Source organism: Paenibacillus sp. CH40 (assembly GCF_024213605.1).
Lineage (GTDB): Bacteria > Bacillota > Bacilli > Paenibacillales > Paenibacillaceae > Paenibacillus > Paenibacillus polymyxa_B.
Window position 1 is genome coordinate 429,662 of the sequence record NZ_JANAVQ010000002.1, and the last position, 22,862, is coordinate 452,523.

Below are 22,862 nucleotides of genomic sequence, written 5' to 3' on the forward strand. Positions count from 1 at the left end.
CTTTATCTTCCTCCCGTAACTGGTCTCGTATCATCACTGCTGAGCTTTCCAGTATATGCGTATTTGGCGCAACAGCTCAGCCTTATCTATCTTTCCACTGATATAGCTTTGGATAGATGCTCCTGTGATGCCCCCATGATCAGGTGGAAGGGTTGCCATAAACGGCAGCGTCTTTCCGGTCGAGATATACGACTTGATTGATCGTCCCAAAGGATCGGCAGGCTCTAAATCAATATTTTTGAACGCAGGTACCGTATTAGCCTTGTTTACCAGAAAATCTTGTCCGGACTTGTCGTATACCAGCCAGTTCAGAAACTTCTTTGCTTCCTCTTGCTCCTGAGGTGTGGTAGCTGTGGAGTCAATGAAAATATACTTTGTTACACCGACTGTAATCTTAGCATTGTTAGGGTCATCCGTATTATCGCTTAACGGAAGGGGCAAAAAACCGTATTCCTCATTTGCTGTATCATTGCTCTTAATCCCAGCCCAAGCCCAGTTGCCCATAAACCAAAGCCCCACTTTTCCCTCTCCTAATGCTTTGGCTCCATCGTCATACGTGCTGTCCAAAGGCGAATTCTTATTGATGCTGTTATCCTTGAGCAAGTCTAAAGTTTGTACCCATCCAGACATTACATTATTCTGGGACATGTCTATGGAGTTATCCTGCATACCCTTAACAAACTCTGGAAAACCCCCAGGCTGAACAGAATAAGACAGAGCTAAAAGATGTGAGCCGAGAGACCAGTCCATTGGTGAAAGCATGACCGGTGCTACTCCCGTCTTCTGAATCTTAGCCATTAATGAGTTCAGGTTGCTTCTACTTTTTACCGAGGAAGCATCAAAAGCCCCACCTGTTGCTTTGTCCAGCACTTTCTTATTGTAAATTAATCCGTAGCCTTCCACTGCAAATGGAAACCCCAGCACAGCATCACTTTTCTTAACGGCGTCAAGTCCATTTTCTATCGTATCAGCTACCCACTTCTCTTTACTTAAATCAACGGCTTTATCCAGGAATGTCTGCGTGTCGCCCGGGTCAAGCATCGACATAGTTGCTGGACTTCCTGAGCCGTACATCGACATCAGCTTTTGATATGCAGACGTCCCCTCAGGAGCGGTTATAATCTCCAAAGATACTTCAGGGTGCTCTTGATTGTATTGTTTTGCTACTTCTTCTAATTGGGTTTTTATTTCAGATTTGGAATTCAAAAGTGTAATCTTAGTCTGCTGTGATACTGGTGAAGCTGAACAACCTATAAACATCATTAAACATACTAGAGAAATCGCAACTTTTAGCTGTTTTCTCATTAACTTTCCCCCTAAGGATTTACTTTGATAAATTTTATGAATAATATTCAATGTTATCGACATAATTCTCCAGGAAGATTAGCAATTTTTAGTTGGTAAATACCGGAAGGTAATCAAATAGTACAAACCGGTTGTTACATTAAGTTAACGGACAGGACAGCGCAACGTTTTTTTATCCAGTTGCGTCTTCATATGGGGGAAAGTTACTGCGCAACAAATTTAACCAAAAAAGGAGCAATCATTTATGAAAAAAGCATTCTTTGCGGCTTTTCTTGCAATTTTTTTATTTATTTCATCGTCCACAACTTATGCAGCACAAAATCAGATCAAAGTTGACGGTGTGACTATTACATCCGATGTGAATCCCGAAATGAAGAATAAACGCGCCATGGTACCTCTACGTGTTATGAGCGAAAGTTTGGGGGCTAGTGTCGAATGGTCCGATTCCGAGGTTATTCTCGCTAAAAGCGAGATGAAAGTAAAATTAGCAGTAAACAGAAGCATAGCGGAGAAAAATGGTAAAAAGATGCTGCTTGATGTAAAACCATATACGAAAAATAATCGCATATATGTTCCACTTCGTTTTATTGCAGAGGCGTTTGGCTGCAATGTTAATTACAGCAACTTTGCAGTGACTGTTGATACTAAACCATTGTTCATAAACGGTGTACAAGTAAAGGCACTTCAACAGGAATACCATATGTTTATGGGTGGCGTAGTTCAGCAAGTTCATGGCAATGCATATAATGAAACCATTTATAATATTTTCGCAAAAAACATAGGTAAAAAGGTCGAAGCACCTGCAAACTACTCTTGGAGCTTCACTATTGACACACCTGTATCTTATTATAAAAATGCACAATATGATTTTTTAGGCCAAAAAGGGAAAAGCTTAGCTCGTTTTGATATTTATTCTTTGATTAGTCCTGTTCCATCTGAACTTTCAACAGAATATCCAGAGATTTTGATTCATGACGTATCGAAAGATGAGTGGTATTTGTTTAACGATACCGCAAGAAAATCCATTAATCAGTTAATGGATACCGCTGGGAAGAACGGTTTTCTGAAGATTATAAGTAACACAGTTGTATAATGTGATTTTCTCTTATTACACTTTTTCGTCTCCAAAAGATAAAAGGCGAATTCCCAGCTGAACATAAACAGCACAGGAATTCGCCTTTTTAATCGTATATAGATGAACTCTTCATTTTACATAGAAAGCGGAATGACGGTTATTTTTCCATCTGTAGCATTTCTGACTCATAGGACTGAAAAGCATTTTCCATACCCATCACTACATCTTTAATCTTCATGTATCCTTTGGTATACGGCTCCGAATCGCGAATTTCTTCCCACATATAGTGATATTGCTTCATGTCCTCCGTTTCGCATACGACGAAATCAGTGTAGTCCTTTCCAGGCAGTGCTTCTGCATCAAAAAAACGAACCTGAACATGTTCGCTATATTTTTGAATGGTAGCCTGCAAGGCCCCCGCATGTTTTCGACGTTCCTCCCGAGGTAGAGCCAACCAGGAAGGGTGGAACTCCAATAATACAATCATCATATAACGCATATGCCTTATCTCCTTTTTTGGTGAAGCTTGAATGATTTATCGTTATTGTACGCTGCTTGTCTACAACGTCGCATTAACATAGGTTAATGCGGATCACTACGCAGCAAACGACTAAGTGATACAGGGGAGACGCCTATGTACGAAGCTATATGATATTGGGCAACTCGTTTGTCCAATCCGGGGTATTTGAGAAGAAAAGCATGATAACGTTCCTTAGCGGAAAGATACAATAATTCGCGCTCCCGTTCCTCTTTTCGAATATAAAGTCTTTCTACACTTTTACGGACGAATCTTTCCCACATATGGCTTGTATCCATAAGCTCCTTCAATACGTGATATGGAATTTCAATGACAACCGAATCTTCCATGGCCTCAATCGAAAAAGTGGATAGTTCTCCTTGGATCATAGCCCCATAAGAGGTTACGTAATCATCTTCTGGCGAAAAACCAACATTGTATTCTCTGCCATCTGCTAATGTATAAAATAAACGGAATAATCCCTCTGAACAAAAATAGGCATGTTTCACAGGCTCACCCGTTTCAATGAGAACCGTTCCCTGCTGAATATGCTTCACACAGGTTTGCTCTACAAACCTGTTCCAATCCTGCTCTATAATCGAGGCATGATGAGCCATTTTTTCTAATGAACGATAATAGGGATGCATCTGCTCACCGCTCCTTGATTTTTATAAAGGAATCGAAGATATTTTTTTGACTTCGTGTATGAAAAACAGGGGTTATCCCTCAGGTCTGGGCAGACCTGTAGGACAACCCCCAGCGACGTGTTCTATCAGACTTCCGCAGCATCCTCTTCCACAAAAAGAGATACCTTGCGAATGCCATCCGCTCCGATCACGACAAGCCCCTGATCCGACAGACGGATTTCAGGGATAACGACCAGTGCGAGCAGTGACAGTGTCATCAGCGCGTTGTTCAGCATGCAGCCGGACTGCTGAAGCGCCCGGCTGATACTTTCGGACTGCGCAGCTACCTCTGCAAACGGAGCTGGGGACATCAGCCCGGCGATAGGCAGCGGGAAGCGCGTCTCACCCGAGGCGGATACGACCACCACGCCGCCACGCAGGGCAACAGCCTGCTTCGCCGCCTGGGTCATGAGCTCGTCATCATTACCAATGACGAGCAGGTTGTGGCTATCATGCGCGACGGTCATGGCAATCGCAGCCGGCTCGGTGAAGCCGACACCTGTCACAAGTGCCACCGCGTGACTGCCACTGGCATGATGGCGTTCGAAAACGGCTATTTTGCACAAATCCTGTGCAGGATCTGCCGTGACTTCTCCATTACGGACCGGAACGGTCATTCGCACTTCCTTCGTGTCCACGTGGTTTTCCGTAACACGAATCACCCGTACAGGTACATTCCCCTCCTGTACTGGAGCCGCAATGCGAAAATCTGCAGCACTCAGCTCTCGTCCCAGATGGACCGTGTCCATCACTTCCGCAGGATAAACGAAGCCGTCCCAATCGGCGACCATTTGACCGTGCTCGGCCACCAGCTGGCCCGCTGCGATGGTAGCCGTCACATTCACTTCGGCCAATCGGCCATCAAGCAAAATAATGTCGGCAATCGCACCCGGAATGATCGATCCGATGTCCCGTGCCACGCCGAAGCGCTCTGCCGTATTCAGCGTGGCCATCTGAAACGCGGTTACGGGCTTGACGCCCTGTGCAATCGCATGACGCACGACGAAGTCCATCTGCCCTTCATGGAGCAAGGATTCTGCGCTGCGGTCATCCGTTACCAGCATCATGCGGCGCGTGTCGAGACCCATTTCCGTGCTGGCTCGGATCGTCTCGGCCACATCATGCCATGCGGAGCCTTGCCGCATCTTGGCATACATGCCGAGCCGGATACGCTCGGCTACATCCTCGGGCGTGACACACTCGTGGTCGCCCGTAATTCCCGCGGCTGCATAGACCGGCAGCCGCCAATCATCGGAGGCCCATGTAAAATGGCCATCCGCCACCTTGCCCGCGCGCAGCGTGGCCTGAATTTCACCGATCATCACATCGTCTCCATAGACGACACCAGGGAAATTCATGACTTCGCCCAGCCCGATCATATCCGGGCCCCAGCTTAACGCCTCTGCGACTTCCGCCGGGCCGAAGGAGGCACCCGTCGTTTCCAGCTCCGGACCTGTGGACGGGACGCAAGAAGCCACCTGCATGTAAGCAGCCAGCGGTGTCGTACGTGCTTCGTCCAGCATCAGACGAAGCCCTTTTAGACCCAGTACATTGGAAATTTCATGCGGGTCAAAAAAACCACCCGTCACTCCCAGCGGCAGTACAGCCTTAGCGAACTCCGTTACGGTCAGCTGCGTGCTTTCGATGTGACAATGTCCGTCCAGTAACCCCGGTGCCATATAGCGGCCTTCCGCTTCAATGATTATGGTGTCCTCTCCAATCGTATGACTGACGTCCCTACCGACGTAAGCGATACGAGCACCTTGCACAGCAATAGACATGCCCGGCAGCAACTCGCCCGATACCACATTGACCAGTGTTCCTCCGCGGATCACCAGCGATGCCTTGCGCTCTCCTCTAGCTGTAGCTACCAACTCGGGTACACAGTCCGCTAGCGGCGGGCGTTGAAATACACTCTTCATGTCCATTACGTTTGTAACCTCCGTTTATGCTTCTTACCTGTTTTGCTTATTTGCTTATGTTACTGGAATACGCTCCATAATGCCAGCCAGCTCTACATCTATTCAGGCATCGCATGGGTTTCTAAGGCATTTGTCCCCGGCTGATTGCCAATGTCCTCTCTATAGAACACGATCACTCTCTTCCATTTTGAGAGTATACGTATCCGAATTCTGTAAACTCACGAATGGCGTAATCTCCCCTATGCTATAAATATGCAGCAGATGCATCGCTCGCGTACAGGCGGTGTAGAACAGCTTACGCTCACTCTCACGCTGGTATTGTTTCGCTGATCCGTCATAAATCAGAACCGCATCGAATTCCACGCCTTTTGCTAGGTAGGCCGGAATGATATGAATCCCCTTTTCAAAAGCAGGAGTTGTTTTCTTAATTAGTTTTGGCTTCACTGACAGCTGTCCTTCCAGCGCTTCGTAGGCTGCCGCGCTTTCGTCAGCATTTTTACAGATCACCGCGATGGATTCATAGCCTTCTGCCAACAATTCTGTGACATTCCCAACTATCAATTGATGCAACTTTTCAAGCGAACGCACCTCGGTTACAAGAGGTTTCTCACCCTTACGGTTAAACGGTACAATGTGCTCTCCCCCAGGGACCATGCCCCGGGTAAATTCCACAATCTCCTGTGTTGAGCGATAGCTGCGTGTCAGGGAAATCATCTCGGTCTGATCTGCACCATACAAGTCATACAATGGCTCTGCATCCTGAAGCACCGAGGCATGCGCATAGATGGCCTGGTTAAAATCACCCAGTGCCGTCATTTTAGCCTGTGGAAATAAACGCTTGAAGAACGCCAGCTGGAAAGGGGAATAGTCCTGTGCCTCATCGATAAACACGTGACGGATGTTGCTATTGGAACGAAAGCCCAGCATCAGCTCACGCAAATATAAAAAGGGTGTCACATCCTCATACGCTAACTCCCCAGACTGAATTCGTTCCAGGGTTTGTCGACTAATTTCACCCCAGCTGACGGGCAGCTCTGCATGATTCGCCAGTTGGCTCAACAATGCCTCATTCATAAACAGCTCGCTGTAGAGCCGGGTTGTATCTACGTAGCGAAGCGCCTTAATCCATTTGCGCAGGGGCTTTAAGCGGTCACTGACCACCATACGCGCCAATATTTCTCTTTCACGCGTAAAATCGTCGAAGGTATCGCCCTTATTCTTGGATTTACGGCGCATACGGTTATAGGCACGCTGATAATCCTCCGGCTCCATGAGATCCATCTGTTGATCCACCCATGGGGCGGAGCATTCTTCCTTACCAAAGCGGGCCAGCTCTTTGAGCATCCAATCCCGCAGCAGTTCCAATCGGTTCGCCAGCCGCACCGTAGAGTCGAATTCATAAAACTTGCGTGCCATTTGCTCTACTGAAACCACCTCACGTCCCTGAAAGCGGATGGGTTTAAAACGCATTCCCTCCTGTTCCAGATACGTTTTGTAGCTTGTAATCACATGTAAGAACGTCTTGGACGACTTAAAGCGGATACCCTCCATCCTAGCTTCATACCCAGGCTGTAACGACGCTGAAAGCACATATTCCAGCTGTTCAAATGGATCTTCTAACTGAAACTCCCGGCCCAAACGCCGCTCCAAATATTCCTGAAACGTGGCCTGAAGCATATTTTCCTCACCTAATTCAGGCAATACTGTCGATACATAACTGTTAAACATCGGATTAGGCGAAAATAACACGACCTGATCCGCTCGTAAGCGATCCCGGTACTTATACAGCAAATACGCTACTCTCTGAAGCGCAGCAGAGGTTTTGCCACTTCCTGCCGCCCCCTGAACAATGAGCATCCGGCTTCGATCATCACGGATGATGCGATTTTGCTCCCTTTGGATGGTAGCGACAATACTTTTCATTTGAGCATCCGAGCTGCGGCTCAATACTGCTTGAAGAAGTTCGTCTCCAATCGTCACTCCTGTATCGAACATAAACCGGATCTGTCCATCACGGATCGAGAATTGGCGCTTAAGCGTGAGTTCCCCTTCCATCTCCCCGGCCGGGGTCTTATATGAGGCGGGCCCCGGCATGTTATCGTAATAAAGATTGGAAATAGGCGCGCGCCAGTCGTAGATCAGAAATTCCTCATCTTGATTATCCAGCAGGGAGGCAATCCCCAGATAAACACGTTCCGCAGTCTGCCCTTCCTCAGCAAAATCAATTCGTGCAAAATACGGTGAATCAAGCAACTTTTTCAAACGACCTAACGCCTCTGTGGAATGCTTGTGTCTTCGTTCCCGCTCAGACAAAATCTCAGACTGCTGACGCAAACTGGTGGATGTCTCGCCCACATCATCCGCCTCACTGAAATTGATCGTTACCTCATCCCAGAAGTCTTTACGCATATCGACGACATCTCCGCGCACAGAACCAACCTCTGTCTCTAGCTTCCGAATACGCCCGCTAATCACTGCGGTCACATCTTCTACTCTTCGTTGTTCTTCATTCCATTGCTGTTCAGTAGTCACTGGCATCGCTCCTGTTCCGTTTCCTCCTGCTCCATGCAGGGCTCCCTTGCGTACAAACTATGCTCTATTATGGACCCGGGCATACTCGCGGCATCCCCCTGATCCGGGAAAATTGACTAATCCTTTGAAGCATGCTATAATGTAACAAGAAGTGTAGTTCACAACTTACGCTTATGGTTTCACCATAAAACAGAGCATCCTCTATTGTAGCAAGTTCAGTCCCTGTTCGCAACCAGCGGGCTTTTTTTGTGCGTTCTGGCAACCATCTATTAACCTGTTCTTACATACTTGAATTCATTACATAAAAAAGCGACCGTCCATCTGATTGATGAATGCGGTCGCTTTTCTTTTAGGAAATTCGCCTATCTGCTCTCTTCTACAGGATGAATATGATCGGCCAGTCTGCTCAACCTCTCCAGCTGATGACCATAGTCATACATCGCCGCAGCCACAATGGACAGCCGCAGCATTCCTTCCTGACAATGGTCAAAACGTGTAATCGCATGCTTCATAAATTCGCCGTTGGCTTGCTGAAACAATTCACTTTCGTCCTCATTCGGCTTTAGCTTATCTTCGAATTTCAGTAGAGCATGCTCGTGAAAACGAATCAGCAGCTCCAGATGACTGTCAAAAAAAGCATCCGTTCCTTTTGGCCGTAAAGACTGGAAGTAGTGTCTTTCCACTGCATCCAGTACCTCATATCCTTTGTGTAAACTTCCGAGCATTTGTTTGTATACTACCATTTGTCTCGTTTGACTAAACTTGGAGCGCTTGAGCTTCTTCTGCTCTTCCTCGAACAAATGATATTTGTCCGACAGCGATTTAATGGCTCCCTCCAGATTTCCTTTTTCCTCTTTGAAGACAGACTCCTTAATCTCATCGGAAATGGCAGTACGCAGCAGCAAGGACATGCTGTTAAATACATTTTGAATCTGATTAATAAACTGCCTTTTCGGTTTCGGGGGAAAAACACTAACATTGATGACAAAAGCAGACACAATCCCAATCAAAGTGAGCGCAAAGCGGGTCACCGCAAATTTCCAGTCCCCTGAGGCTTCCATTACAGAAACAACGGTCACGAGTGTCAATCCAACCGTATCAGCCATATTTATTTTCAGACATATCATAAGTACCAATACACATACCAATCCCACTGCAATCGGCTCATTCGAAAATACCATTCCGCCCAGCAACGCCATGATTGCACCGAGTGTGCTTGTTTGGAGTTGATCCAGAAAATAACGCCACGACCTATATATCGACGGTTGCATGGCAAAAATAGCGGCTATCGCTGCCCCCACAGGCGAATGGGTGTTCAAAAGCGTGCTCAGAAAAAGGGCGAGCGTCACTGCGATTCCCGTTTTTAACACCCGTGCTCCAAAAGCCAAAGCCATCCCTCCTGCTTACCTTTCAAATTTATTCATACCGAATTACTATAATGAAAATTCAATGTAAAGTCCATGCTTTATTATTACCCAAAACAATCGGAGATCAGGAATATTTATGAAATGTACAGTTCCTGCTAGAATACATATCAACAGTATTAACTTATTTGCAACACGTCACAGGAGGAACTCATCGTGCCATGGATTAGCAAAATATTAGAAGAACCCCGAAAGTGGCCGCGTAATATACGATTGTTTTTTATGGCCAATCTGTTGTACCAGATGGGCACGGGAATGTTTTCTGTACTGTATAACCTGTATATCCAAGGGCTTGGCTTTGATGATGATATGAACGGCCGGGTGGTCAGCATGCAAGCGCTGGCGACGGCGTTGCTGTTCATTCCGGTCGGATTTTTGGGGGATCGGACGAGCCGCAAAAATATGCTGGTCATCGGCGCATTATTCAGCGGCCTGGCCTTTCTCGCCCGTACCTTTACAGATACCAGCGGAAGCATGTTGGTATTTGCCGTAATCTCAGGTGTATTCGCCGCCTTTATTCAGGTGCTGGCTGTGCCTTTTTTAGCGGAAAGCATTAGTAAATCCCAGCGCTTAAAAATATTCAGCTATTACTCAGCTCTTGTACTGGCAGCCCAGGTTCTGGGTAGCTTCGGGGGTGGCGTACTCGCAGATGGGCTGCAGACGTGGGGAATCACACCGCTATCCAGTCTGCGGGTTGCTCTGTTCCTTGGAGGAATGGCAACATTGACTGCTTTTATTCCTCTATTGTTCATCACAAAAACTACGGCAACCTTAGAAGCACCAGCTCCTGCCGAATCTTCACCTCAAACAGAAACAGAACAAGTACATACACCGCACAGTACATCCGATATCCCTGCCTTGGAGACGCCTGCTGCTGCTTCTGATCGCCGGGTTATTGGACAATTTGTTCTGGCCCAGTTTTTTCTTGGGTTAGGTTCAGGTTTGGTCATCCCGTATCTTAATTTGTATTTTACAAACCGCTTCTCCGTATCGCTCAGCGCAATGAGTTTACTGATTGCACTCGGCCAGCTCATGACCATCCTCTCCATGTTGATCGGGCCTACCCTCGGCAGCCGGATTGGACTGGTCAGAGCTGTAGTTGGCTTCCAACTGCTTTCGCTACCCTTCCTTCTCATTACTGGCTTTACGAACGTGCTATGGATCGCTTCCATCAGCTTTCTATTCAGGCAAGCGCTAATGAATGCAGCCAATCCGCTGCAAACCGCCATTCTCGTCGAACGTGTGTCAGATAAAAATCGCGGCATTGCCAACTCCATTCTCCAGACGACCTGGATGCTAGGCACCGCAGGTATGGGACCTGTACAAGCCTATTTGGTTACAACATATGGCAACTACTGGGGCTATGCCATCACATTTAGCATGACAGGTGTTTTCTATATTTTGTCCTCCCTCGTCTATTACAGAATGTTCCGAGAAAAGCGCCCGTCCGCGGGCCAGCTTTTACAAAACCCGGCAAGCCCGTAAACAAAATCATGACACAATAAAAGCCGGAGCCTCCAAGCGGACTCCCCTGGAACGTCATAGGATAAATGAGAATGGCGGAGGAGGAATGAAGGCATGCTTCGAGTTGCATTATTTACGGACACGTATACGCCTGACGTGAATGGCGCTGCTCTGACCCTGGAACGATGGATTGGCTATCTGGAGACACATGGAATATCTACGCTCGTCTTCGCACCGGAGGCAGACCATCATCTGCCCTCTGGGCCGGGTGTAGAGCGATTTCGGAGTATTCCCTTTTTATTGTACCGGGAATGCAGACTTGCGATCCCCAACGCCAAACAGATCAACGAGCGTCTGTCAGCCTTTTCCCCGCATCTGATTCATGTCGCTACTCCATTTAACCTTGGCCTGTATGGAACAAGCTACGCAGCCAAACACCATATTCCACTCGTCGCCTCATATCACACCCACTTTGATAAATACCTCGAATATTACAAGCTTCGCTGGCTTGAACCTGCGTTATGGAAATACATGCTCTGGTTTCACAGACATTGCGAAAGGGTGTATGTGCCTTCTCAATCAACCATGGAATTGTTGCGCAATAAAGGAATGGGGCAGCTCGAAATCTGGAGTAGAGGCATTGATACTGACCGATTTCAACCAAAGGTGGACCGGAATGCAGTATGGAAGAAATGGGGCGTTCATGCAGATGCATTTGTTATTTTGTATGTAGGCAGGCTTGCACCGGAAAAGGGGATAGACACGTTACTGGATTCCTATCTCCAGTTACCCGACGACGTCCGCGCAGCCTCTGTGCTGGTCATTGCAGGAGATGGTCCATTGTATAAGGTCAAAACTGCAGCGGATCTAGGGGTGCCGGAGCATGCAGTCCACTGGCTTGGTTTTGTGAAAGGGCCGGAATTAGCTGAACTCTACGCCGCAGCCGACGTATTTCTCTTCCCTTCCACCACGGAAACATTCGGCAATGTTGTACTGGAGGCTATGGCGAGCGGTACACCTGTGGTCGGTGCCAATGAAGGCGGGGTAAAAGATAATGTAATCCATGGAAATACAGGGCTATTGTGTCCTGCCGGGGACGCCGCTGCCTTTGCCAAAGCTGTACACCTGTTGTACGAGGATGCCTCCCTTCGCGATTCGATGTCCAGAGCTGGCAGAGCCTACAGTCTGGAGCAGACATGGGACCGTATTTTTGAACGGCTACTGGACAGCTACATGGACGCAGCAACCCTACACCTCGACAGCCGTCCCATGACGCGAATGTAGCCTTCAAAAACAGGCGATTTCAGATAGCATGATAGTGGCGGGTTAAATAAATTCTGCTAATACCTTAATTGTTTCAGCCGCTTGTTATGTACCCCACTCAACAAAATCACTGCGGTCAAGGCGCCGATGAACGCAAGAAGCATATCCCATTGGGTATCCCATACATCTCCCTGTGTGCCCAAAAAGGCTTCTGCTGCCGTTCCGGTTGCCTTGGCTACAGCAAACTCAATCAGCTCGTACACAGCGCTGATCGCAAGACACACACTAACCGTGAGGAAAGTGAGCCAGCTCCCGCTTCCCAAGGCCGTTTTACGCAACAGCACTTCCCTGACAATGAGTGCAGGTACAAAACCTTGTACAAAATGCCCAAGTCGATCATAATAATTGCGCTCCAGTCCGAACGTATCCCGAATCCAGTTGAACAGTGGCATTTCGGCATAGGTATAATGTCCACCGACAATCAAGATCAATGCGTGCAGCCAGATTAGGGTGTATACCAGATTGGTAAACCGAAATCTACGGTACAAAGCCGCCAGCAGCACAGCTCCCAAAACTGCCGGGAGAACTTCCAGTACCCATGTAAAGTAATCCGCCGGGCGAATTAAAGACCAAATGAGGGCAAGCGCCAGCAATACAAGTAAAACAAGCGGGTAGCGATCATTTTTAGACCATGCCGTTGCCTGAATCATCTTCATTCCTCCTCACCCAAAGCTCTATCCTTCGTTCGTTACGATATGTTTGACACGCCCAACCTGTCCGTCTGCCAAACGCACTTTGATTCCATGCGGATGACGCGGGGAATTGGTCAAAATATCTTTCACCGTTCCTCGCGTCAACTTACCAGTAGACTGATCCTTTTTAAGCACAATATCCACCTGAAGACCAGCGCGGATATCGGATCGATTCTGTCCGTTCATTGTAGCTATTCCTCCTTTGATTTACATTTTTGATGATATTCAGCCACTCAGCTGCAATCAAATCACCAGCGACGCCATTCGTCCTGGCGGTTGTTCCCCATCCAGACTACGCACATCGTGGATACATAGCTGACGAGCAAAATGACGAATAGCATCCCACTAAACTCCACAAAATGAGTACGTTGCAAGGAGTCTGCCCATATGGAAGATACCTGTGCATACAGTTGAGAGGGCGCAGAAACAATATCCCATGTGTTCCCTCGAAAGAAACGGCCAATGTAAATACCCAGGCTGCTCAACAAGAGTACCGCCAGCATAAACAGCCAACTAACAAGCCCACCACGTGCACGTTGTACCAACTGTCGTACGGATTCGAGCGATACAAAACCCATTGCCAGGCCAAGTACGGCTACCAGCAGCATTCCCAGTACATGATTCCAAAAGTACGGATTGCCCCAGAAACGTTGCTCCCCGAGAAATGGATATCTGGCGAATACATGCAGCAAATCTGTGATCAAATAGGGTGTATTGGGATAAAAGAAAAGCCATGCCGCCCCCGTAACCCAGAGTAAAAATGTCCTCGTTCCCCGCCTCCACGAGCCGTACATTACATCAAGCAGTAACGTCAACAGCATAGGAATCCAGGCCAACATCATATTCCACCAAATAAAAAGATAAGGGCGGCCCCCTGAGGGCAGTCGCACGTTAATGATCCACAATGTACTGATTACGGAGCATAAGGCCAGTGCTAAAAAAACATAGAGTTTTAGTGGATAATTTAACGATCTTAAACGGGCATACATATGTGTCTTTCCCTCCTTGTAACCGTCCTGCCTTCCTGACGTTCCAATTTACACCTGTTCTGGACAGTGTACACCACAATGGCTTCAAGCTCAATGGAAGCGCTCTACCTCTGCATCAATGAACACAAAAAAACATCCGTTCTCCGGGAATGGACTTCATCCCCGAAAAATAGATGCTTACTGTGTTTTAGACTTCACTCACAGGTAAAGGCGTAGCTCCGGTAGTTTTAATATTCGGGCAGTATGAATTAGCGTAATATCGCTAACGGCATTATAAATTTCGTCACTAACCCCGTCCATTCGCCATCCGGCGTCCGGGATGCACAATTACCGCTTTTGCCCATAATGATGCCATATTCCACAGATTGCACCAGTAGCTCTATTACACGTTGTCGCTTGCTTTCATCGTCAAACCCGAGCAGAACGGAATTCGTGCCGTAATCCGGATCTGGTGTATGAGGAAATGTATTGTGCACACTCGATATGCCATTGTTCCCCGCTCAATCATAGGTTCAATCGTCGTTAGCATTTCCCGGGTAATGTTATAGTTCAGCTCCACCCTGCTAAAGCCCAACTGACGGATTTCCTCTACAAGTTCTCGGCCGACCGTATGCTTTTTTTATATTCCAACAGTTAGAGGCTAAATAAATAGATTTCTTACAAATGATCTGTTATCACTTAACTCCCAAGTTCTCTTTTGTTATGTATATTAACATTATGAAGACGCTCTACATATCATAAAATAAATTTATATTATAAAAAAAAAAGCTTATCCATCATCTACTTAAAGACGGATAAGCTTTTACTGTTTGTCTAACCTTGTATCCAATTGACCAACGAATGTACTGTCAATGTACCCGGCGCAGCTGTCACAAATGCTGATGAACCGTTGCGCATGACCAAGAATTCCACTGTCTTCGGAATACCAGGAGCTAGATCCAGATGGTTGTCGCTGAAAATACCTTCCTGCTCTGCCGATAGCCACACGTGCCTAGCAAGTACATCCGAACACAGCATGAATCTGCTGCCCCCGCTTCCCTGAATCTCTGTCACTTCAATTTTTGCCTGCGGTAAATCCATCTCTTTCGTGTCTGCAAAATAAATTTCACCAGAGGCCACCTGTTCACCATTCTGCGTTAGACGCGCGACCAGCATATGCTCCGCACGGTTCAGGCCACTCAGCCATTTGTCGATAGGCAGTATATGTACAATTCCTGCACCGCCTGCTGGTTGCTTTACCTTAACGTCCTCTTCATGAATTGCCTGGCTGCTACGGATATGCAAAAGCGTCAGCCGCAGCGTACCTGATATCGGCTCTAGTGTATCGTTGACTAGATGCAGGGCCTTATTCCCCTGTTCTGTATCGGTTGCACTCAACAACACATCAGCAAAGCTGCGCTTAGCCGTATATTGGAGCGCCTTCCAACGACCAAAATAGTCCATACTCGACCAGGAGGCAACGGGCCAGCAGTCATTCATTTGCCAGTATAATGTTCCCATGCAATAGGGCTTGTGACGACGATGCGCCTCTATAGCTGCTTTCATTGCTTCTGCCTGTAAAATTTGGCTCATGTGAAGAAAACATGTAAAATCCTTTGGCTCTCGCATGTACCGCTCCATATATTCTTTAATCAGACGATTGCCCGCATCGTTCTTCTGATGTGCCAGCATCACCTCAGATTCCAGCTCCAAATCCTTCTCTTCCGCATAAGTACGAACAGACTTGTATTCAGGAAAGGACTGAAAACCATATTCACTCATAAAACGGCCCACATGTACATAATAATTCTCAAACGGCTCAGACGCGTGCCATACACCCCAATAGTGAATATCACCTGCAGTTGAAGACCGATGGGCATGCTGGTTCCGATCTCTGGTCAGGTCAATCAGCGGGGAGGAGGGCCAATAGGCTGTCTGCGCAGACCAGGTGTGTACCGCCTCCGGTAGAATCCGATGAAAGAGTGTTTCATAATCATTCCATAGGCGTTCCCGTTGCTCAGGTGTGTAGTCCTTTTTCCAGCCCCAGCCTCCATTCTCTTCATAATGCGCCCATGCAGAATCGATCTCATTGTTGCCGCACCATAAGGCAATACAGGGATGATGACGCAGCCGCTTAATATTGTCCTCGGCTTCCTGTGCCACATTGTCCATAAAATCCTCATCCCCCGGGTACATACTGCAGGCGAACATAAAATCTTGCCACACGAGCAAACCGTATTCATCACAAAGCTCATAAAATATGTCTTGTTCATAAATACCGCCACCCCACACCCGCAGCATATTCATATTCGAGGCGGCTGCACTGGCAATTTCATACCGATATCGTTCCATCGTAACTTCAGTGATGAAGCTGTCATTCGGAATATGGTTAGCCCCTTTTGCAAACACAGGAATTCCGTTCAGCTCAAAATAAAAGCTCTCTCCTGCTGCATCCCGTTCACGTACAAGACGGATGGAACGCAGTCCCGTTTTCACTGATTTTTCCGCGATTACAGCTCCTTGTTCTTGCTCCACCAATTCGGCCACAAACGTATATAAATGCGGCTCCCCCAGTCCACGGCACCACCACAGCTTCGGCTTCTTCATCTCCAGCTCCAGCTCGACCGTCTGCTTCCCCTTCAGCAGCCGTACCGGCTTGGACCACACCTTCCCGTCAGCGGAAATACGCAACTCGGCATTTCTAATCTCATCTGCATTTTCGATCTCTACCACTGCCATGAGTTTAGCCCCTACCGAATTCACCTCGTCCTGTCGAATAAACAAGTCTCTCACGATCAGACCGGACCACGCCTCGATCCGGACCTCTCTCCAGATACCGCTCGTCACCAGCCTCGGTCCCCAGTCCCAACCATAGTGGTAGGGAGCCTTACGTGCGAAAACGCTTACTTTTTTGTCGGACAAACCACCTATCTCGGACTGATCATTGGGTGCAGGGAGTCCATAACCTAAGCTTTCCAGCTTGGGTACATCTTCAGCAATCGGAGAACGAAAACTGATTTCCAGCCGATTTTCCCCTTGCTGAACAATTGCCTTCACATCCTGTCTCCATACCCGAAACATATTATTGGCTGACAAGACATATTGGCCATTCACTTTTACATCCGCGTATGTGTCCAGACCTTCCAACACCAACTCTACACATTGACATTGAAGCTGATCTGCATTTATCTCAAAATGGGCTTCATATATCCAATCCTGCTTATCAATCCACTGTACCTCCACCTCGTTCATACCGATAAACGGATCAGGAATTTTGCCATGTCGTAAAAGATCAGTATGCACACAACCCGGCACTTTCGCGCTGAGCCACTCATCACTTTGTGCTTCCCTAAACCTCCAGCCATCCAACCCTATCACATTAACCATCGTCACAAGCCTCCTATAAGCATGATTGGGAACATCTGGATTCGTTAGTAACATAACAAAAATAACATTAAGCTAACAAAATAGTCAATTGTTTTTTAAAACAAATGACAAAATACAAAATAAAAGTCGCCCTCTGCCCCTAAACAGGCTAAAAGCGACCTCCTTCGTCTTCACGGTGTATGGTGTCATAACACGTATCTGGACATTAACTATATGTGATTGTGCTGATGGGACGCTCACGGTCATCATTTTCCCGACGGATCCGGGGTGCATGAACTTCCCGTACGAATAGCTCAGCATGTAGCAACTTTTTCTCGACAGGCGAGTTCGGGTTCGTTATGCGCCATAACAACTGGTCCACTGCACGCATTCCCAGCAATTCCTTATCCACTCTCACCGTGGCATAAATCGGCATTTGTTCATTCGTATCGTCAAACCCGGTCACTCCGCAACGCCTCGGAACGTCAATCCCCTTTTCTTTCAACACATCCACGACTTGCGCAGCAGTCACATCATTAGCACATACAAAAACCTCAGGCAGTTCGTCCTCGGACAACTTTTCCATTTCCTCAGCAAGCGCTTGCGCTCCCCTGTGAAGAAGAGCTTTAATCTGCCGCAATTCTACTCCGCTCATTTCCAGTGTGGAACGACATGCTTCCCAGCGTTCGTAGAAACTGTGAGCGTCATCAATATGACCCACAAACTGAAAGCGGGTATAGCCCCTACACAGCAAGTCCTTCATTAATTCACTCATGCATGTGCGATTATCTGTAAACACCGTATCACTTAAAAATGCAGAATCCCAATGATCTACCATGACGACCGGAATACCCATCCGATAAATGTTCAGCAACAATGAAGTTGAAATCGTCCCTACCGTGATAATTCCTTTAATCGACTCTGGATTCAGTAAAGAAAACATGTCTTCAGTCGAGGGCTCCGTTAACGTGATCATATCCATACCCTTACGGTTCAGACGCTCGGAAATCCCTTCAAATACAGGCCCCCAGTATCTGGATTCCCTGTTCTGGTACCTAATATTCGGAAATAACACTAGCACGGTACCCGACCATTCTCTGGTATCTGTGTCCCGAGGCTCTACCCCTGTGATTTTGGGATGACTGCGAAAATAGCCCATCTGGGCGGCAAGCTTGACCAGAACCGCCCTTGTCTCTTCACTTACACCGGGTTTGCCTGACAGTGCACGCGAAACAGCGAACTTTGAAACACCCGCCGCATCCGCAATTTCTTGCAACGTTACTTTTCCACGCATCTTCTCACCCAACCCTATTCGGAATCTTTTTCTACCTTAATCTTTCTAATACACGGGTGTACCTATAAACTGGTACCATCGTAGCATACTTTGTTTTAGATCATCAAATGATTGATTTGTACAAATCCACACCCTGCACCAAAATATGTTTGCTTAATAAAAAAACAAACCGCATAACAAGCAATTATAAATTACTTGACGTGAGGTTCTTTATTTCCTACAATTTACTATTGAAAGCACTTACATTGTGTGAATCATACTTATTAAGGGGGATTTGCAAATGTTCATGAACAGGTCGGTACGACAGAGCTCCATTCTACTCCTGTCTTTGCTGCTGCTCGTTACAACGGGCTGCGCGAATGGAACAGGAGGTAAGGCAGAAAAGGAAGATCCTAATGACACCAGTCCCATTACATTTACTTTCTTTGGCGGTGATTCCAGCTCTAACTGGAACAACATGAAGGATGCTGTCGGGCAGGAAATTATCAAGAAAACGGGTGTTACGCTAAATGCCGAACATGCTGTCAATGGCCGAGGCGAGGAAAAGTTTGCTTTAATGGCAGCGAGCGGAGAGTATCCAGATCTCGTGTACCCCAAATCAGACATTGGCAAGTTGGTCGATGCCGGAGCACTCATTGACTTAACAGATCTCATTGATAAATACGGCCCTAACATTAAGAAAGTGTATGGAGACTATTTTAATCGTATTAAATATAGTAGTGAAGATCCAGCCATTTACACGATCCCGACCAATTTGGGTGTGGATCACATCGCGTTTGATGCACAAGCTGGCTTCGAAATCCAGCATCAGGCACTTAAGAAGCTTGGATACCCTAAAATCCGCACCGTTCAAGATTTTGAAAAAGCACTTAAAGATTATGTCGCCAAATATCCTACCACTAATGGCCAGCCTACCATCCCCCTATCACTCGATGCCGAAGACTGGAAAATTCAAATTACGGTGACAAACCCGGCTGTTACTGCTACAGGTGGACCCGACGATGGCGAATATTATATTGATCCTAAAACACACAAAGCCATTCTTCACTACAAGCGCCCAGAGGAACGTGAATATTTCCGTTGGTTGAACCATATGTACAATGAAGGACTGTTGGATAAGGATACATTTGTGCAAAAAAGTGATCAGTACAAGTCCAAAATCGCCGCAGGCCGTGTCATCGGACTCATTGATCAGGAATGGAACTATCAAGATGCCGAAAATGCGCTCAAGGCAGCAGGTAAGGATGAATTCACTTACGCCCATTTTCCTGTCACTTTAAATGAGAAATACGAGGACCATTCCCTCCAGCCCATTGGCTTCGATACTGCATCCGGGATCGGAATTACAACCTCATGCGAAAATCCGGTGCGGGCTATCAAGTTTCTGGATTTTCTGGCCTCCGACGAAGGACAAATTTTACGTAATTGGGGAATTGAAGGCCAGCATTACAACGTAGAGAACGGCAAACGAGTCATTCCGGCGGATGTGCAACAACGTAAAAACACTGATAACGCTTCTTTTAGCAGAGAGTCAGGAATCGGTTTGTACTGGATATGGGGGCCACATTATGGCGATAGCGTGAAGGACCCTTCTGGCAACTATTACACAACCAATTATCCGGAGATGATTACCGAAAATTATAGTCAAGCCGAAAAAGAGTCCCTTCAGGCATACAAAGCCCAGACGTGGAAAGACCTGTTTCCGAACGAAAAGGATTTTCCGGTAAAAGAGTGGGGTGCTGCCTACAACATGCCTGTTCCGACCGATACGAATTACAATGTTATTTATCAAAAGTCGCAGGACATTGTACGCAAACGGATTCCTGAGGCTGTACTCGCCAAGCCAGATCAATTCGACGCTGTGTATGACCGCATGCTCCAAGAGCTGGACCAGGCAGGTGTTCCAAAGGCTGAAGAAATCTATACTGGCCTAATCCAAAATCGGCTGAAACTGTGGTACGGTGAAAAATAAGGTTTGCTTGCTTTTTAATGAAATATTTATAGGGCTGACAGACCATGCTGTTCAGCCCTTCTACATTAACTTTTACATTAAATATTCTGTTTGGTTTCTTTTTCTTTCCAAGAATTACTTTTCCCTGAAACACGATAGACGTAAAACAATAAAATGATTGGAATCAACGCAATCCCGCCACACATCACCCAAGATATTTGAATAGGTGTTTGATCGGAAGACAAATCCGTAAAATTACGACTGATGATCCCTGTCACGATTAAACCTACGCACATGCCTAATTGTGAAATCGCAGAATCCAGAGATAGTAGTGTAGAACGATACTCATTAGAGATTCTTTTGTTCAGAAAAATTTGTTTGGCAACCGGGTACATGCCGCGTCCAATTTCATAGATCAAAAAGGTAAGCAATACAGGATAAAATGTGTTGAACGCACCAGCTAAAATGAGCCAGACCCCTATCATGCCGCAAGCATACACGAGTATATGTACATCACTGTATCGTGCGCCTAGCTTTCGAACCAGGTAACTTCCCAAAGTCATACATAGTGAATACCCTGCCTTGATAAACCCCATAATCCAAATTCCTTGTTCGGAAAGGCCAACCAGACGTGGCTGTTGAAATGTATTCCCCGCTGAGTTCGAAAAGCTGATAAATAAACCAATCATAAACACAATCCAGATAGACTTATTTTCAAAACCAATACGCACACTTTCTCCGATAATCGTTTTAATGCGAGTAGTAGACGTCTTTCGATGAGCAACATTCTCCTCATCCATATAAAAGGAGCATAGAAAAATGCATACAATAATAGATAAAATGCTAGCCGCCCATGGAAGTGAATAGTTAAAAGTTGCGAGGAAGGCCCCCAACAGACCACAAATAAATCCCGAGATGTACTGTATACTGTTAGAGGTTGTAAAAAGAACTTCCACGGGCTTATCACTGTTTTCCACAACCCAGGATTCTAACGAACCTGATTGTAAACATATAGCCAGCCCCCCAAAGACTTGCGCAAACACAAGTACCCAGATATGATCTGTCCAAACGAACAATACACTGTAGACTAAAAAACAGCAAAGTCCCAAAATAACAGAAATTATTCTTCCATACTTGTCTGCAATAGCCCCTGTGGGTATCTCAAACAAAAAAATACTTACAAAGAATACAACCAGTAAGAAGTTCGCACTCTGCAAAGAAAGTCCTTTAGCTAATAGAAATAGGATGAGCGTAGTCCCCGTGATTTCACTCATAAAAAATTGAAGGAAGCTGACGGAGTAAAATAGCTTATGAGGTTGCACTCTCAGGATTCCGTCGCTTGCTCTGCAGCCTCATATTCACTTCGCAAAATCCCCATCTGAATAATGTCATAGTATTGCCCTTCCCTGAATAGCTTTTCCCGTAGCCGCCCTTCTTCCTTGAAGCCGCAGGCCAGATAGCAACGGTGTGCACGTTCATTAAACGCATAGACCTCCAACTCCAGCCGATGCAGGTTCAGTGTATGAAATGCGAATTTTTGTAATAGTCGGATCGCTTCCCGTCCGTAACCTTTGCCCAGATCACCGTCACGCCCGATCACAACACCAAGGGTGGCGTGCCGATTCACCCAGTTGATTTTGAATAAGTCCAGTTGTCCGATATAGTCCAGTGTGTCTTTATGCGCAATGACAAAACCTTTGATCTCGGGGTTGCCGTCAATCATCATCTGTACAAAGGATTCGCTATTCACCTGTGAATGCGGGTAGATAAACACGTCGCTTAAACCACGTGTGATTTCCGGGTCATTGACCCATTTTCGGATATCTGGTATATCTTCTTGACGGTATTCTCTCAATACAATTCGTTTTCCAATGATATGCGGCATCGTAATCTTCCCTCCAAATTATGTGTTTGTTTTGGCAATACTAACTCCCCGCCAACACCTTTATGCTTCCATTACTCTTACAAACTCCAGAAAACGTGTACCTTTATAATGAAGCTCCCCACGATCTCCGATCACAATCATACCAAAGTCCGTATCCTTCACCTCCAGCTCCACACGTTCACCCCCATCAAACTCAAAGGTGATATAATAATATGTCGAAGCTGAAAAATCGCCTGATCCCCCACGCACTCTCGTCCGTTTATCCACAACCTTACATGAACGTTGTACCCGTTCGGCTGCTTGATTGGACAGGCCCGCTCCTATCGTTTTGACAATTCCCATAATGATTACAAAAGCAATAAGTCCAAATACGATAAAAAAGATCATATTAAACGATTGAAATTCCATAAAATCACTTCCCATTCGCTTCATCCTTTCTACAGTAAAATGTAAATTTT

At 46.5% G+C, this 22,862-nt stretch carries 18 protein-coding genes and 1 pseudogene; 4 read left to right on the top strand and 15 right to left on the bottom strand.

The features are described 5' to 3' along the window. Positions 1 to 33: 33 nt before the first annotated feature. Positions 34 to 1,305 carry an ABC transporter substrate-binding protein gene (locus NLX73_RS08410; protein ID WP_254325872.1) on the bottom strand — a complete coding sequence of 424 codons (1,272 nt, stop codon included), beginning with the start codon at positions 1,303 to 1,305 and terminating at the stop codon, positions 34 to 36. A gap of 244 nt (positions 1,306 to 1,549) precedes the next feature. Between NLX73_RS08410 and NLX73_RS08415 the strand changes: the two genes are divergently transcribed. Further along, positions 1,550 to 2,398 (top strand): copper amine oxidase N-terminal domain-containing protein, encoded by an 849-nt coding sequence (locus NLX73_RS08415; protein ID WP_254325873.1) that lies wholly within the window; start codon positions 1,550 to 1,552, stop codon positions 2,396 to 2,398. A 139-nt stretch (positions 2,399 to 2,537) separates the two neighbouring features. On the opposite strand, the gene NLX73_RS08420 is transcribed toward NLX73_RS08415, so the two are convergent. The 5 genes from NLX73_RS08420 to NLX73_RS08440 all read right to left on the bottom strand — a co-directional run bounded on the left by NLX73_RS08420 (position 2,538) and on the right by NLX73_RS08440 (position 9,431). Further along, positions 2,538 to 2,879: a darcynin family protein gene (locus NLX73_RS08420; protein ID WP_254325874.1), complete on the bottom strand. Its 342-nt coding sequence runs from the start codon at positions 2,877 to 2,879 to the stop codon at positions 2,538 to 2,540. An 83-nt stretch (positions 2,880 to 2,962) separates the two neighbouring features. Continuing rightward, positions 2,963 to 3,544, bottom strand: coding sequence for a Crp/Fnr family transcriptional regulator (locus NLX73_RS08425; protein WP_254325875.1), 582 nt, complete (start codon positions 3,542 to 3,544; stop codon positions 2,963 to 2,965). A gap of 125 nt (positions 3,545 to 3,669) precedes the next feature. Next, positions 3,670 to 5,511 carry an adenine deaminase gene (locus NLX73_RS08430; protein WP_254325876.1) on the bottom strand — a complete coding sequence of 614 codons (1,842 nt, stop codon included), beginning with the start codon at positions 5,509 to 5,511 and terminating at the stop codon, positions 3,670 to 3,672. Positions 5,512 to 5,664: 153 nt separating this feature from the next. Next, entirely contained in the window at positions 5,665 to 8,043 is a 2,379-nt protein-coding gene (gene helD, locus NLX73_RS08435; RefSeq protein WP_254325877.1) for an RNA polymerase recycling motor HelD, read from the bottom strand. A gap of 356 nt (positions 8,044 to 8,399) precedes the next feature. Beyond that, complete coding sequence (locus NLX73_RS08440) at positions 8,400 to 9,431, bottom strand: FUSC family protein (protein ID WP_172828310.1); 1,032 nt, start codon at positions 9,429 to 9,431, stop codon at positions 8,400 to 8,402. A gap of 186 nt (positions 9,432 to 9,617) precedes the next feature. Here NLX73_RS08440 and NLX73_RS08445 point away from each other — a divergent pair, with 186 nt between their 5' ends. Both NLX73_RS08445 and NLX73_RS08450 read left to right on the top strand, forming a co-directional pair. Next, the gene (locus tag NLX73_RS08445) at positions 9,618 to 10,946 is read left to right on the top strand and encodes an MFS transporter (protein ID WP_254325878.1); all 1,329 of its coding nucleotides are present in this window, start codon (positions 9,618 to 9,620) and stop codon (positions 10,944 to 10,946) included. A gap of 93 nt (positions 10,947 to 11,039) precedes the next feature. After that, positions 11,040 to 12,209: a glycosyltransferase family 4 protein gene (locus NLX73_RS08450; RefSeq protein WP_250261764.1), complete on the top strand. Its 1,170-nt coding sequence runs from the start codon at positions 11,040 to 11,042 to the stop codon at positions 12,207 to 12,209. Positions 12,210 to 12,265: 56 nt separating this feature from the next. Here the strand turns inward: NLX73_RS08450 and NLX73_RS08455 are convergent, their stop codons facing one another. The 6 genes and pseudogenes from NLX73_RS08455 to NLX73_RS08480 form a co-directional block, all read right to left on the bottom strand. Next, positions 12,266 to 12,898, bottom strand: a complete 633-nt coding sequence (locus tag NLX73_RS08455) for a DUF2238 domain-containing protein (RefSeq protein ID WP_250261765.1) — start codon at positions 12,896 to 12,898, stop codon at positions 12,266 to 12,268. A gap of 24 nt (positions 12,899 to 12,922) precedes the next feature. Further along, positions 12,923 to 13,126, bottom strand: a complete 204-nt coding sequence (locus tag NLX73_RS08460; RefSeq protein ID WP_039270088.1) for a YwbE family protein — start codon at positions 13,124 to 13,126, stop codon at positions 12,923 to 12,925. A gap of 62 nt (positions 13,127 to 13,188) precedes the next feature. Further along, on the bottom strand, positions 13,189 to 13,929 hold the full coding sequence (locus tag NLX73_RS08465; RefSeq protein WP_254325879.1) for a DUF1361 domain-containing protein: 741 nt from the start codon (positions 13,927 to 13,929) through the stop codon (positions 13,189 to 13,191). 313 nt (positions 13,930 to 14,242) lie between these two features. Beyond that, positions 14,243 to 14,597, bottom strand: a pseudogene (locus NLX73_RS25210) (sugar phosphate isomerase/epimerase); the annotation flags it as partial. A 145-nt stretch (positions 14,598 to 14,742) separates the two neighbouring features. After that, positions 14,743 to 17,295: a beta-mannosidase gene (locus NLX73_RS08475; RefSeq protein ID WP_254325880.1), complete on the bottom strand. Its 2,553-nt coding sequence runs from the start codon at positions 17,293 to 17,295 to the stop codon at positions 14,743 to 14,745. A gap of 205 nt (positions 17,296 to 17,500) precedes the next feature. After that, positions 17,501 to 18,568 carry a LacI family DNA-binding transcriptional regulator gene (locus tag NLX73_RS08480; protein ID WP_254325881.1) on the bottom strand — a complete coding sequence of 356 codons (1,068 nt, stop codon included), beginning with the start codon at positions 18,566 to 18,568 and terminating at the stop codon, positions 17,501 to 17,503. A gap of 280 nt (positions 18,569 to 18,848) precedes the next feature. Between NLX73_RS08480 and NLX73_RS08485 the strand changes: the two genes are divergently transcribed. Further along, the gene (locus NLX73_RS08485; protein ID WP_254325882.1) at positions 18,849 to 20,540 is read left to right on the top strand and encodes an ABC transporter substrate-binding protein; all 1,692 of its coding nucleotides are present in this window, start codon (positions 18,849 to 18,851) and stop codon (positions 20,538 to 20,540) included. A gap of 77 nt (positions 20,541 to 20,617) precedes the next feature. Here the strand turns inward: NLX73_RS08485 and NLX73_RS08490 are convergent, their stop codons facing one another. The 3 genes from NLX73_RS08490 to NLX73_RS08500 are packed head-to-tail and all read right to left on the bottom strand — an operon-like array spanning position 20,618 to position 22,827. After that, a complete protein-coding gene (locus NLX73_RS08490) occupies positions 20,618 to 21,841 on the bottom strand; it encodes an MFS transporter (protein WP_367997094.1) in 1,224 nt (407 codons plus the stop codon). Between the two features lie 2 nt (positions 21,842 to 21,843). Next, the gene (locus NLX73_RS08495) at positions 21,844 to 22,404 is read right to left on the bottom strand and encodes a GNAT family N-acetyltransferase (RefSeq protein ID WP_254325883.1); all 561 of its coding nucleotides are present in this window, start codon (positions 22,402 to 22,404) and stop codon (positions 21,844 to 21,846) included. Between the two features lie 60 nt (positions 22,405 to 22,464). Continuing rightward, a complete protein-coding gene (locus NLX73_RS08500; RefSeq protein WP_254325884.1) occupies positions 22,465 to 22,827 on the bottom strand; it encodes a DUF2500 domain-containing protein in 363 nt (120 codons plus the stop codon). Positions 22,828 to 22,862 lie beyond the last annotated feature (35 nt).